We start from the raw sequence: 12,158 nt of genomic DNA, 5'->3' as shown, positions 1-12,158 counted from the left end.
CGTGGACAAAGAGTCACTCGACATGCTCGAGGCGTCCCTGCGGAAGACGATGCTCGCCAAGTCCGGCCCGGCTCTCGACGCCGCGCTGACCGAGATGGGCTGGGCCGAGATGCTCTCCGAGGCCGCCGACGCGGCAGTACCGCTGGTGTTCCGCCTGCTGGGCGAAACCGGTTCGCACGCCTCGGTTCTCGTCGACGTGGTGCTCAACGCCACGGGCAACGAGATCGGCACGGACGTGGAGCTACCGCTGCCGTACGCCGGCAACACCTGGGTGATCTGGGACCGCGGGGCAACCGACGGCGCCGACACGGCCCTGGGCGGGCTGCCGCTGCGCCGCGAAGAAGAGGGCTACCCGATCCGGGTCGCCGAGGCGCGCCTGGCGGTCGGTTGGTGGCTGATCGGATCGGCGCGGGCGATGCTCGCCCTGGCCCGCCAGCACGCGCTGGACCGGGTGCAGTTCGGCAAGCCGATCGCGTCGTTCCAGGCCGTGCGGCACCGGCTCGCCGAGACGCTGGTGGCCATCGAGGGCGCCGAGGCGACCCTGACGCTGCCCGGCACCGACAACCCCGACCTGACCGCGCTGCTGGCCAAGGCCGCCGCGGGCAAGGCCGCGCTGACCGCGGCCAAGCACTGCCAGCAGGTCCTCGGCGGTATCGGCTTCACCGAGGAGCACGACCTGCACGTGCACGTCAAGCGCGCGCTGGTGCTCGACGGGTTGCTCGGCAGCTCACGGGAACTCACCCGCAAGGCCGGCGCCGGTCTGCGTGCCCGCGGGTCGGTCCCCCGGCTGGCCCAGCTGTAACTGTTCGTCCTGTTCGTCCGCGCGAGCGGCCACTGAGATACGGAAATTCGCAAGTTTCTGTACACCAGTGGCCGCTCGTCGCGTCTCAGCAAAACATGCGTTTCAGCAGAACATGCCGCGGTACCCGTGGGCCGGGTGCCGCTCGGAGATGTCGGGCCGGTCGGTGTCGAATAGCTTCTGCCGCAACGTGCCCGGCCGATACTCCGTCTGCATCAGACCCTTGTCCTGCAGCACCGGGACAACGTGCTCGAAGAACTCGTCGTAGCTCTCCGGCATCAGCATGTTCATCACCTGTACGCCGTCGGAGCCCGCGGCCTGGAACTCGAGCAGCCGCGCCGCAATGGTTTCCGGCGATCCGACGACCATCTGCGGCAGCGACATGGTGGTCAGGAAGTCACCGATGGTGGGCTTACCGCCCGGCGGCCACGCGTTGATCAGCGACAAGAAGGCGCCCCGGATACCGGGCATGGTCTCGATGAGGTCCTCGAGCGGAGTGTCCGGGTCGTGCCGGCCGAGGTCCATGCCGCTGAGACTGGCGAAGTAGGCGGCCTGCGCCTCCTGGGATCGCCACTGTTCCAACTCCATCCACTTCCGGTTGGCCTCTTCGTCGGTGGAACCCACGACGAACATCAGGCCCTGCAGAAACAGGATGTCCTCGTCGCGACGACCGTGCGAGCGGGCCTGGCTGCGCACGGTGTCGACCTGCTGGGTGATCGCTTCGGGAGTGAAGGCCGACAGGAACATCACCTCCGCGTGCCGACTCGCGAAGTCCAGGCCGGCCGGCGATCCGCCCGCCTGAGCCAGCAGTGGCGTCCGCTGCGGCGAGGGCTCCATCAGGTTGTAACCCTCGACCCGGTAGCGCTCGCCGACGTGGTGGATGTCGTGCACCTTCGTCGGGTCGGTGTAGACACCCCGGCCCGGGTCGTCGACCACGGCACCGACGTCCCACGACCCTTCCCACAGCTTGTAGGTGACGTCCACGTACTCGTGTGCCCACTCGTAACGCTGGTCGTGCGACAAGCCGCCGGGCACACCGAAATTGGCGAAAGCTCGTTCGTTGGCCGAGGTGACGATGTTCCATCCCACCCGGCCGTTGCTGAGGTGGTCGAGAGTCGAGACCTGTCGGGCGAACGAGAACGGGTGTTGTTGGATGACCGAACTCGTGTACATCAGGCCGATGTCGGTGGTCTCGCGGGCGAGCACGGGCAGCAGCATCGTGCAGTCGCCGACCGGAACGTTCATCGCCTGCTCGAAGACGATGTCGCGCGAGCCGTCGTACTCGCCCTGCACCCCGAGCACGTCGGTGAAGAAGAACGCGTCGAACTTCGCGGCCTCGGCCTTCTGTGCGAGTTCGACCCACATGTCGAAGTTCTTGTACTCGCGGTTGCGCGCACGAGGATGGCGCCAGCCGCCGTGAAAGTTGTGGCCGACGGAGTCCATCACCAACAGCGTGAAGATCATTCGTTTGGACACCGGGCATCCTCCGTGCCGTTCAGGCCGGGCCGCGTCACCCAGCCGTGGGCTATACATTCGTATAGCATTGCGCATCGAGCAGTCAAGGATGGCGGACCGTACCCGGTCGACGTGTCAAGATGTAGGCGTTCTTCGACCGAGCGAGGAGATATGGCAGCTTCACCGCGGCGCGTGGGCGCCGAGACGTCCAAGACGCGGGACGCATTGCTCAACTGCGTGGAGCGTCTGCTGCTCGCCAAGGGCTACGCCAGCATCAGCTACCGCACGCTGGCGTCGGAGGCCGGGGTCACGCCCAGCCTGGTGCAGTACTACTTCCCCACCCTCGACGACATCTTCCTCGCAGCCATCCGTCGCTACGCCGATCAGAACCTCGAATACCTGACCAAGACCCTGAAGGAGCATCCCGACGATCCGCTGCGCACGCTGTGGAACTACAACCAGCGCGAGGCCACGGGCGCGCTGATGACCGAGTTCATGGCGCTGGGCAACCACCGCAAATCCATCCAGGCCGAGATCGCCAAGGTGACCAAGCGGATGCGCAAGGTCCAGGTCGACGCGCTGGTGGCGAAGTACGGCAAGGATGCGCGCCTCGGCGACCTGTCGCTGCCCGCGCTGCAGCTGCTGATGTCGGGCATACCGAAGTTCCTGAGCCTCGAGGAGGGCGTCGGCGTCAAGACCACCCACCGCGAGGTCACGGCGGCCTTCGAGCGGTTCTTGGACTCCGTCGGCTGACCCGACTCAGGCCAGCTGCTCGACCATCTCCGCGCACCGATCGAGAAATGGCAGCGTGGTCGTCGGATCGGTGCCGCCGCGGCGCCCGCCGCCCAGCACGGCGCGATTGAAGCCGAGTTCGCGATAGCTCTGCAGCACCTCCAGCGTGGGCTCGCCCCACACCATGATGGTCAGATCCAGCGCGGCCGGATCGCGCCCCGCGTCGCGGGCGAGTTCGCGGAACCGGTCCAGCGCGGCAGGCACGTCCCCGAGCGCGGCGTCACCGGGCAACCACCCGTCGGCCCACTTCAGGCAGGACCGCAGCGCCTTCGGACCGGTGGCTGCGACGAGCAACGGCGGACGCGGCCGCTGGTGCGGCTTGGGGTAAGACCAGACGGGCTCGAAGTCGAAGAACTCACCGCGGTAGGACGAGTCGTCCTCGGTCCAGAGCACGTCGAGGGCGGCCACCATGTCCGCGAGCGCACCGTAGCGCTGGGACCACGCGATGTTGCGCGACGCCACTTCGAGTTCGGAACGAACACCCACCCCCATCCCGAACAGCAGCCGGCCCGCGCTGAGGCGGTCCAACGTGGCGACCTGCTTTGCCAGCGTGAACAATTCACGCTCCAGCGGCAGCGCCACCGCGGTGCCCAGCCGCAGCCGCTCGGTGGCCTGCGCGGCCATCATCAGCGAGATGAGCGGGTCCCACATCTGCTTCTGGGCCGCCAGCAGCCGGCGCGGCATCCCGGCGCCCGATGCGACGGGGACCTGGGGGTGCTCCCCCACCCACAGCGACTCGAAGCCACGCGCCTCCAGTTCGGCGGCCAGGACATCCGGCGCGATGTCGTCGGGGGTGTTCAACGAGACGTAACCGAGGTCCATCGCCGCTCCTTCTGTTCGATCACCACGTGCTGTACGATCGTACTGCATGCCAGGTCACCCTCTGACACAAAGGCTTAGGAGCACGATGGACGCCGCGACCGACAGGCAGCTCACGTATGACCCCTATGACATCGAGATCGACGTGGACCCCTACCCCACGTATCGACGGCTGCGGGACGAAGCTCCGGTGTACTACGACGAGAAGTTCGACTTCTGGGGTTTGAGTCGCTTCGACGATGTCGAGACCGGACTGCGCGACACGGCGAACCTGAGCAACGCCAAGGGCGACATCCTGGAGGTCGTCAAGGCCGAACCCAACATGCCCGAGGGGGTCTTCATCAACGAGGACCCGCCGCTGCACACCGTGCATCGGCTGCTGGTCTCGCGGGCCTTCACGCCGAAGAAGATGCGCGCCATCGAGGAACAGGTGCGCGCGTTCTGCGCCGCCTGCCTGGATCCGCTGGTGGGCGGCGATCGTTTCAACTTCACCCTGGACCTCGGGGCCGAAATGCCCATGCGGGTCATCGGAATGCTGGTCGGCATGCCGGATTCGTTGCAGCGCAGCGTCCGGTCCATCGCCCACCGCCGGTTGCGCAACGAGCCCGGCAAGCCGCTGAAGGTCAGCAAGGACAACTACTTCAACGGCAACATGTTCGCCGAGTACGTCGACTGGCGAGCCAAGAATCCGTCCGACGATCTGGTGACCGAACTGCTCAACATCGAGTTCGAGGACGTCTCGGGCACCGTTCGCCGGCTCAACTCCGAAGAGTTGCTGGTGTTCCTCGGGGTGATCGCGAATGCGGGCACCGAGACCGTCGGACGGCTGTTCGGTTGGCTGGGCAAGCTGTTGGGCGAACACCCCGATCAGCGCCGCGAGTTGGTGGCCGACCCGTCGCTGATCGGCGGGGCGGTCGAGGAAGTGCTGCGGTTCGAGCCGCCCGTGCACAACATCGCGCGCTACGTCTCCAACGACATCGAGTACCACGGTCAGACCATCCCGGCCGGCAGCGCGCTGCTACTGATGGCGGGCGCGGCGAACCGCGACGAGCGCAAGTTCGACGACCCCGACCGGTTCGACATCCACCGCAACGCAAACCATCTGTCCTTCGGCCGGGGCACCCACTTCTGCCTCGGGGCGTCCCTGGCCCGGCTGGAAGGTCGCGTGGCCCTGGAGGAGATCCTGAAGCGCTGGCCGGATTGGACGGTCGACCTGGACAACGCGGTGCGGGCGCCGACGGCCACGGTGCGCGGGTGGGACAGCATGCCCGTGGTCGTCGGCTGAGGCCCTCAGCCCTTCCCGGACGGCGCGATCGGCACGTTCAGTCGCGCGTCGCGAGACTCGACCTCGGCGAATTCCATTGCCCACGCCGGCTTCCCATGTTGGGACACCCAGCAGGAGCCGCTGGCCTGCGGCCCCGCGGCGATAGCGGTGAGTACCGCATCGGCGACGTGCTCGGGTTCCATGACCGGCACACCGATACGCTCGACGAGCGCACGGCGGTCGCCGAGCACCCCGGTCTCGGTGATGCCGGGGCAGATGGTGTGCACGGTAATGTCGTCGGCGGCAAGGTTCGGCGCGATGGACCGCATGAAGCCGACGACCGCGTGCTTGCCCAGCGAGTAGACCGGGTCCGGATGCCACGGCAGGATGCCCGCCAGCGAGGCGGTCGCCAGGATGACACCCCCACTCGGAGTGCTGCGCGCCCGCATCGCCCGGACGGCCGCCCGGACGCCGAACACGACGCCGTCGACGTTGACCCCCAGTGAGCGGCGGTACTCCGAGATATCCAGCGTGGCGATGTCGCCGGACCAGTGGATCGTGATGCCCGCGTTGAGGAAGGCGAGATCCACGCTCCCGAGCTCGGCAATGCACGTGGTGAAGGCGCGGTCCACCTGTTCGGGATCGGAGACGTCGCACTGCAGTCCCAGCCCACCCAGCGATTCGGCGACCGACACGGCGGTGTCCCGGTCGATGTCGAGCACGCAGATCCGCATGCCCTCGGCCGCGAGTCGCTGTGCGGTCGCGCGACCGATGCCCGATCCGCCGCCGGTGATCAGAGCGACCTTGTTGGCAAGTTCCATCGATCCTCGTTCCTGAAATCAGTTGTGCGAGTGGGGCAACAACGGCGCGGGCCGACACCAGGTGCGGTGCCGGCCCGACGCGTTGGAAGGTGATGCTGGTTCACCAGCGGCTGACGGGCTCGCTGTCCAGCTGCAACGGACGGGTGTAGGACGGGTCGGTGCGGTCCCAGGTGCCCTTGATGAAGCCCTTGACGGCGCCGGAAGCCAGTGCCGAGGAGTCGCCGTTCATCATCCACTCGATGGTGCAGCGGCGCAGGGCGATCTTCCATACCCCGTCGCGGCGCTCCAGCCGGTCCAGGTAACGGCCGCCCATCAGTGAGACGACCTTGCCGCCCTTGGCCCGCATGGCACCCATGACGTAGCTCTCGGCGTGGGCCTCGTCGCCGTTGATCTCGCAGGTGTGCGAGGTGATGTTGTGCAGGTGGTCCTCGAACACCATCCCGTGCACGTCGTTGGCCCACGCGCCGTACTCCGGCCCGGTCTTCACCGTGGGTCCGTGCTCGTCGATCCCGTCCTCGAAGTACACGCTGCCCATCAGCTCGGCATCGTGGCGGTCGTGGCCGCGGGCCTGGTTCATCACGCAGTCCAGGATGGCGCTGCGGTCCTCGAGGTACTGCACACGTTCGCGCAGCTGCTTGATCTCATCGTCGTTGCTCATTGAGGCTCCTTGGGTTCTCGGTGGGTTTTCGTTTTCGGGATCAGGTCTTCTGCTGCGGTGGCACCGGCCGCACGCTCGCGTGGATCAGCTCGATCAGCTGCCCCTCGGGATCGCGGATCATGCAGGCGTAGCCGCCGGGGGGCTCGGCGACCACGGTGCCGCCGGAGTCCCGGGCCGCCGCGATGGTCGCCGCGACGTCGTCGACCGCCAGCGACAGGTGGGTCAGGCCGGCGTTGGTCATGTTTCGCTCGGCCTCCTCGGGCGCCGGATACCCGGAGAAGGTCAGCAGTTGCAGGACGAAGTCGTCCTTGCGCAGATACACGGCCTCGAATCCGATCGGCTCGGCCAGCCCGAGCAGACCGCCGGCCACCTTGTCCGGCACGGTCAGCCGGTTGGCCTGGACGAAGCCGAGGGCCTCGTAGAACTGTTGGGACTTCTCGAGATCGCGGACCCGCAGTCCGACGTGGCTCACACTCATCGCTGTCCTCCGCAGGCGATCAGACGCCGGCCGGGCCGGGGCCGCCGTGGATGTACAGGGTCTGGCCCGAGCAGTAGCTGGACGCATCGGAGGCGAAAAACAGCACGCCGTAGCCGATTTCCTCCGGGTCCGCGATGCGCCCCGAGCCATTGGTCTGGCCGATCATGTCGATGTCGAAGCCCTGCCTGGCCGCATCCGCCTCCAGGCCCGGGGTGCGGACCGCACCGCAGGCGATGCAGTTGACCCGCACACCCTTACGGGTCCAGGCCGCGGCCATCGAGCCGGTCAGGTTGTTCAGGCCCGCCTTGGCGGCCCCGTAGATCGCCGCCTGCGGCATGGCCAGCAGGCTCGCCCCCGAGGAGATGTTGACGATCGACCCGCGTCCCTGCGCGATCATCGGCCTGGCCGCGGCGCGCGAGAGGTACCAGGCGCTGGACAAGTTCAGGTCCAGAACCTGGTGCCATTCCTCGTCGGTCCACTTCATCAGCGACTTGGTCTCACCGCCGCCGGCGTTGTTCATCAACACGTCGAGCCGGCCGAACTCGCCCACCGCCGCGTCCACCAGAGCCTGACATTCCTCGGCGGAGGTGACGTCGGTGGGCACCGTCAGCGCCCGGCGGCCCAACGCCTCGATCTCGCGCGCGGTGGTCTTCAGCGGCTCCTCACGGCGACCGGCCAGCACGATGTCGGCACCGCGCTCGGCCAGCACCAGCGCTGACGCACGGCCGATACCCGTTCCCCCACCGGTGATCACGGCGACCCGGCCGTCCATTGCGAACTTGTCGTCCACCACTGCTGTTTCCTCTCGATTGAACACCGCACGTCGAATGCAATACGACTGTACAGCACGTGACGATCGGCACAACACCCCGCGGAACACTGGGTGCGACAAACGCGGAAGTACTCGACAACGGCGCTGCGGTGGAGTACACCGATCACATGCCCCAACCGACCAATGACGTCTGGGAAGTGCTGTCCACCGCGCGGTCGATCCGCCGTTTCACCGATCGCCCCGTCGACGACGAGACCCTGCGCCGCTGCCTCGAGGCGGCCACCTGGGCGCCCAACGGCGCGAACGCGCAGTTGTGGCGGTTCATCGTGCTCGACGGGCCCGAGCAGCGCGCCGCGGTCGCCGAGGCCGCGCAGGCGGCGTTGCACACCATCGAGTCGATCTACGGCATGACCCGGCCCGCCGCCGACGACGACAGCCGGGCGGCCCGCAACAATCGGGCCACCTACGAATTGCACGACCGCGCAGCCGAACACACCTCCGTGCTGTTCGCGGCGTTCAAGAACGACTTCGCCTCCGAATACCTGCAGGCCGGGTCGATCTACCCCGCCATGCAGAACTTCTACCTGGCCGCCCGGGCGCAGGGCCTGGGCGCCTGCTTCACCAGTTGGGCGGCCTACCAGGGTGAGCAGACGCTCCGAGCCGCCACCGGCGTCCCCGACGACTGGTTCCTGGCCGGGCACGTCGTGGTCGGCTGGCCGCGGGGCCGGCACGGCCCGGTCCGGCGCCGCTCGGTCGACGACGTGGTGTTCCGTAACCGCTGGGACACCGCCCGGGCCGGCATCGTCTACGGCGCCGGCGCCCGTCCGGGTGACAAGTGAGCCGCCGCTAATCCGATTGGCGCGCCAGGGCGCTCAACAACGCGCGGGTCCGCTGCAGCGAGGACCGTCGTCGGTCGCGGTCCGCGCCGACGGCGACGGGTTGGGCCCAGACCTCGGTGGCCCCGGCCGCGATCAGGCGCTCCAGTTGGTCGCGCACCGCCTGTTCGTCGCCGACGATCGCCACGTCGGCCGCCGACGATCCACCGCCGGTCTCGATGATGCGCTCGAAGTTCGACATCGCCCCGTAGCCGGTGGCCGTCGCCGCCACCGCCGCGCGGACCTCGTCGCGGTCCTCGTGCACCGCGATCGGGAGGCCGGCCACCACGCGCGGGGCGGGGCGGCCCGCCTCCGCGGCCGCCCCGGCCAGCACCGGCATGATGGCACCCTCGAGGGCCGCGGCCGAGGCGAGCCAGAGGATGACGCCGTCCGCGTGGCGGCCCGCGATGCGCAGCAAGCGTGGCGAAAGCGCGGCCAGCAGAACCGGAATCGGGTGCTCGGCGGCGGCCATCCGCCCGGCGCTGTGGGTGCTCCAGTCCGCGCCATCGAAGTCCGCCTCCCCGTCCCGCAGCAGGGCCGCGACAATGCGCACGTACTCGTCGGTGCTGCGCCCGGGATGGTCGTACGAGAGGCCCAGGACGTCTTCCACGACAGGACGGTGCGACGGCCCCAACCCCAACGCGAAGCCGGGCCGCCCCATCGCGTTGGCGGCGGCCACCGCGCGGTTGGCCTGCAGCAGCGGGTGGCAGGGATAGGTCTGCAGGACTGCGGTGCCCAGTTCGATCGAGGAGGTGGCGCGCCCGGCCAACGCCATGGCCACCAACGGATCCCCGGCGACCGCGCTGGCGTACCACAGCGCGGCGAACCCGTCCTCCTCGGCCTGCTTCGCCTGGCGCACAATCGAATCAACCGATGATCCGCCGCCGGTCAGTCCGATGCGCACGCACAAACTCCTTCGGATCGGCTACCGCATGACGTGGGACTGCTGTTGTTGCGGGTGCACATCGAACAGTTCCCGGTATGACGGTGGCTGCCGGTCGCCCTCGTCCTTGATGCCGTACTCGGCGGCCAGTTCGGCGCCGATCAGCGTTTGGCCGCTGACCGCCATGACATCGGGGTCATTGTAGAGCGCCGCGATCACGTGGCCGGTCAGCTCGGGGGTCTCCGCGGTGTCCAGGATGTACCCCAGCTTGTCCGGGTTCTTGGCGACGATCGCGCGCACTCGATCGGTGAGCAACGACCCCATCCAGATCGACACCGTCGCGATGTCGAATTCCTTGAAATCCAGGGCCATGTCGGCGGCCATCTTGTCCACGGCGGCCTTGGGCACCCCGTAGGCCGGGCCGAACGCGTAGTGCACCGCACCCGAGGACGAGGTGAACACCACCAGGCCCCGACGCCGGGGAAGCATCAACGGCGCGGCGTACACCGTGGCGACGTAGCTGCTGCGAACGCCGACGTCGAGCGTGTCGACGACGTTGAGCGGCTCCTCCCAGAACTTGGTGCGGCCCATCATCTCGTCGCGGATGACGGCGGCGTTGTTGACCAGGATGTCCACTCGGCCCTGCTCGCGCTCGACCCGCGCGAACAGGGCCCGCACCTGTTCGTCGTCGCCGTGGTCCACCCGGACCGCGATCCCCTGCCCGCCGGCCGCGGTCACTTTCGCGGCCGTGTGCTGGATGGTGTCGGGAGTCGTTGCGTCCGGGTCGGATTCGCTGCGACCGGTGACATAGACGATGGCGCCGTGGCTGCCAAGGGCGTGCGCGATGCCCGCTCCGGCCCCCCGACTGGCCCCGGTGACGACGGCGACGAGCGGCGTTGTCGACATGGTTTCCTTCCCTGTTGGGCCGCGATGTGCTCAGTCGGAGAGCCGAGCGGCCTCACGTTGTTCGGTGATGGGCCGGGCCAGACCGTTCTCGTCGCACGCCCGTTGCAGCTTGGCCAGGGTCTCGTCCAGACCGGGCCCCAGCCGCCGCCCGGGAGTGAACGTCGCCGGCAGGTGCCGCATGCCCTGGATCACGCCGATGCTCTCGTAGTGCACGGTCCCCTCGGCCTGGCACTCGTAGTCCGGCATCCTGTCCAGCACCGCGGTCAGCATCGACTTGAACACCGTGCGGGCCACATTGGACCCGATGCAGCGGTGCACGCCGAGCCCGAAACTGAAGTGCCGATTCCCCTTGCGCTCCATGTCGATCTCATTGGGGTTGGCGAACAACGAGGGATCACGGTTGGCCATCGCCCAGGACAGCCACAGGCGATCGCCCTCTTTGAGGCTCGTACCACCGAGTTCCATATCATCGGAAATGGTCCGGGCGTCGCCGGGGGCCGGGGTGAAGTACCGCAGGAACTCCTCGGTGGCGGGGTTGAGCAACGTGGCGCGCTCCCGGCTGAGCCGGTCGCGCTGGTCGGGGTTGTGCGACAACCACTCCAGGGCGTGGGCGGTCAGGGCGGTGGTGGTATCGAAGCCGCCGCCGATCAGCAGGTTCAGCATGCCGATCAGTTCGATGTCCGGCGGGGCCTCGCCGTCGATGCGCAACTTGGCCAACGCGTCGATGATGCCGGGGCGCGGATTCTCGCGTATCTCGGCAAGATTCGTGAACAGGTCCATGCCCATCGCCATGTAGAGCTCGAGCACCCGGGGCGCGTCGGGAGAATCCGGCGCCGTGTACACCGAGGCGTGCGCGGGTTCGTTGTACATCGTCCACTTGTCCAGGGGAACACCGAGCATGGCCAGGGTGAGGACTGCCGGCACCACGTTGGCGAGATCGTCGACGAAATCGATGCGCCCGGTCTCGATGTGCTCATCGATGCTGGCGCGGACGATCTCGTCGACGAAGGGCACCCACCGCTTGACCGCGGCCGGCGACAGGTACGGATTGAGGGCGGTGCGATAGAAACGGTGCTCGGGATCGTCCATCTCCAGCATCCCGCCGCGGAAGTTCTCCGCCTGCATCATGGTCGGGATCGAGATGCCCTTGTAGCCCCGACGCTCGTTGTTCACGTCGTGGTCGTTGGACACGTGCGGGCAGCGAGCGAGTTCGAAGACCTCCTCCCCGCCGGCGGCCACCCAGTGGCCTTCGTAGGTGTCGGTCCACGCCAACGGGCACTGCTTTTGCATCTCCTCGGTGATCGCCACGAACTTGTCGCGGTAATCCGGTGCCGGTCGAAGTGGTAGTGCTTGGCTTCGGCGATGTGCGGCGGACGCTGCGAGGTGGTCATCGCGGATCGCCCTGCGCCGGTGCCGCGAGCGTGGCCTCGGTCAGCACGATGATGGCCTGTTCCGGACACGACCGGATGGCCTCCTCGACCTGTTCGCGGTGTCCGGCCGGCACTTCGTCGGCGATGGCGTGGGCGTGACCGTCGACGTCGTCGAGTTCGAACGATTCCGGCGCAATCATCGCGCACAACGTGTGCCCCTGGCATCGGGTGCTGTCGACTCGGACCTTCATCGGCACTCCTTCTGA

General features: G+C 67.9%; 14 protein-coding genes. 4 read left to right on the top strand and 10 right to left on the bottom strand.

Annotated features, from left to right (window positions below):
* The first annotated feature begins 1 nt into the window (after nt 1).
* On the top strand, nt 2-802 hold the full coding sequence (locus tag EL338_RS06810) for an acyl-CoA dehydrogenase family protein (protein WP_235666392.1): 801 nt from the start codon (nt 2-4) through the stop codon (nt 800-802).
* Nucleotides 803-904: 102 nt separating this feature from the next.
* Here EL338_RS06810 and EL338_RS06805 read toward each other — a convergent pair whose 3' ends face one another.
* Nucleotides 905-2,275, bottom strand: coding sequence for an LLM class flavin-dependent oxidoreductase (locus EL338_RS06805; protein ID WP_126333031.1), 1,371 nt, complete (start codon nt 2,273-2,275; stop codon nt 905-907).
* 150 nt (nt 2,276-2,425) lie between these two features.
* On the opposite strand from EL338_RS06805, the gene EL338_RS06800 reads away from it, so the two are divergent.
* Entirely contained in the window at nt 2,426-3,007 is a 582-nt protein-coding gene (locus EL338_RS06800) for a TetR/AcrR family transcriptional regulator (protein WP_126333030.1), read from the top strand.
* Between the two features lie 6 nt (nt 3,008-3,013).
* Here the strand turns inward: EL338_RS06800 and EL338_RS06795 are convergent, their stop codons facing one another.
* Nucleotides 3,014-3,868, bottom strand: coding sequence for a TIGR03619 family F420-dependent LLM class oxidoreductase (locus EL338_RS06795; RefSeq protein ID WP_126333029.1), 855 nt, complete (start codon nt 3,866-3,868; stop codon nt 3,014-3,016).
* 85 nt (nt 3,869-3,953) lie between these two features.
* Between EL338_RS06795 and EL338_RS06790 the strand changes: the two genes are divergently transcribed.
* A complete protein-coding gene (locus tag EL338_RS06790) occupies nt 3,954-5,150 on the top strand; it encodes a cytochrome P450 (protein WP_126333028.1) in 1,197 nt (398 codons plus the stop codon).
* A gap of 5 nt (nt 5,151-5,155) precedes the next feature.
* Here EL338_RS06790 and EL338_RS06785 read toward each other — a convergent pair whose 3' ends face one another.
* From EL338_RS06785 to EL338_RS06770, 4 genes are all read right to left on the bottom strand, one after another.
* Nucleotides 5,156-5,950, bottom strand: a complete 795-nt coding sequence (locus EL338_RS06785; protein WP_126333027.1) for an SDR family oxidoreductase — start codon at nt 5,948-5,950, stop codon at nt 5,156-5,158.
* A gap of 100 nt (nt 5,951-6,050) precedes the next feature.
* The gene (locus tag EL338_RS06780; RefSeq protein WP_126333026.1) at nt 6,051-6,608 is read right to left on the bottom strand and encodes a nuclear transport factor 2 family protein; all 558 of its coding nucleotides are present in this window, start codon (nt 6,606-6,608) and stop codon (nt 6,051-6,053) included.
* Between the two features lie 40 nt (nt 6,609-6,648).
* Nucleotides 6,649-7,086 (bottom strand): VOC family protein, encoded by a 438-nt coding sequence (locus EL338_RS06775; RefSeq protein ID WP_126333025.1) that lies wholly within the window; start codon nt 7,084-7,086, stop codon nt 6,649-6,651.
* 19 nt (nt 7,087-7,105) lie between these two features.
* Entirely contained in the window at nt 7,106-7,876 is a 771-nt protein-coding gene (locus EL338_RS06770; RefSeq protein WP_163792317.1) for an SDR family NAD(P)-dependent oxidoreductase, read from the bottom strand.
* Between the two features lie 149 nt (nt 7,877-8,025).
* Here EL338_RS06770 and EL338_RS06765 point away from each other — a divergent pair, with 149 nt between their 5' ends.
* Nucleotides 8,026-8,697 carry a nitroreductase family protein gene (locus EL338_RS06765; protein WP_126333023.1) on the top strand — a complete coding sequence of 224 codons (672 nt, stop codon included), beginning with the start codon at nt 8,026-8,028 and terminating at the stop codon, nt 8,695-8,697.
* A gap of 7 nt (nt 8,698-8,704) precedes the next feature.
* Here the strand turns inward: EL338_RS06765 and EL338_RS06760 are convergent, their stop codons facing one another.
* From EL338_RS06760 to EL338_RS06745, 4 genes are read right to left on the bottom strand one after another with little or no spacing between them, the layout of a single operon-like run.
* Nucleotides 8,705-9,637: a TIGR03564 family F420-dependent LLM class oxidoreductase gene (locus tag EL338_RS06760; protein ID WP_126333022.1), complete on the bottom strand. Its 933-nt coding sequence runs from the start codon at nt 9,635-9,637 to the stop codon at nt 8,705-8,707.
* Between the two features lie 21 nt (nt 9,638-9,658).
* The gene (locus EL338_RS06755; protein WP_126333021.1) at nt 9,659-10,522 is read right to left on the bottom strand and encodes an SDR family NAD(P)-dependent oxidoreductase; all 864 of its coding nucleotides are present in this window, start codon (nt 10,520-10,522) and stop codon (nt 9,659-9,661) included.
* A gap of 30 nt (nt 10,523-10,552) precedes the next feature.
* Nucleotides 10,553-11,920: a cytochrome P450 gene (locus EL338_RS06750; protein WP_435404925.1), complete on the bottom strand. Its 1,368-nt coding sequence runs from the start codon at nt 11,918-11,920 to the stop codon at nt 10,553-10,555.
* On the bottom strand, nt 11,910-12,143 hold the full coding sequence (locus EL338_RS06745; protein ID WP_126333020.1) for a ferredoxin: 234 nt from the start codon (nt 12,141-12,143) through the stop codon (nt 11,910-11,912). The genes EL338_RS06750 and EL338_RS06745 overlap by 11 nt, the downstream gene beginning before the upstream one ends.
* Nucleotides 12,144-12,158 lie beyond the last annotated feature (15 nt).

Origin of the sequence: Mycolicibacterium chitae, from assembly GCF_900637205.1 — a bacterium.
GTDB lineage: Bacteria > Actinomycetota > Actinomycetes > Mycobacteriales > Mycobacteriaceae > Mycobacterium > Mycobacterium chitae.
Note: the sequence above shows the minus strand (reverse complement) of the source record. Positions and strands in the feature narration are given on the sequence as shown.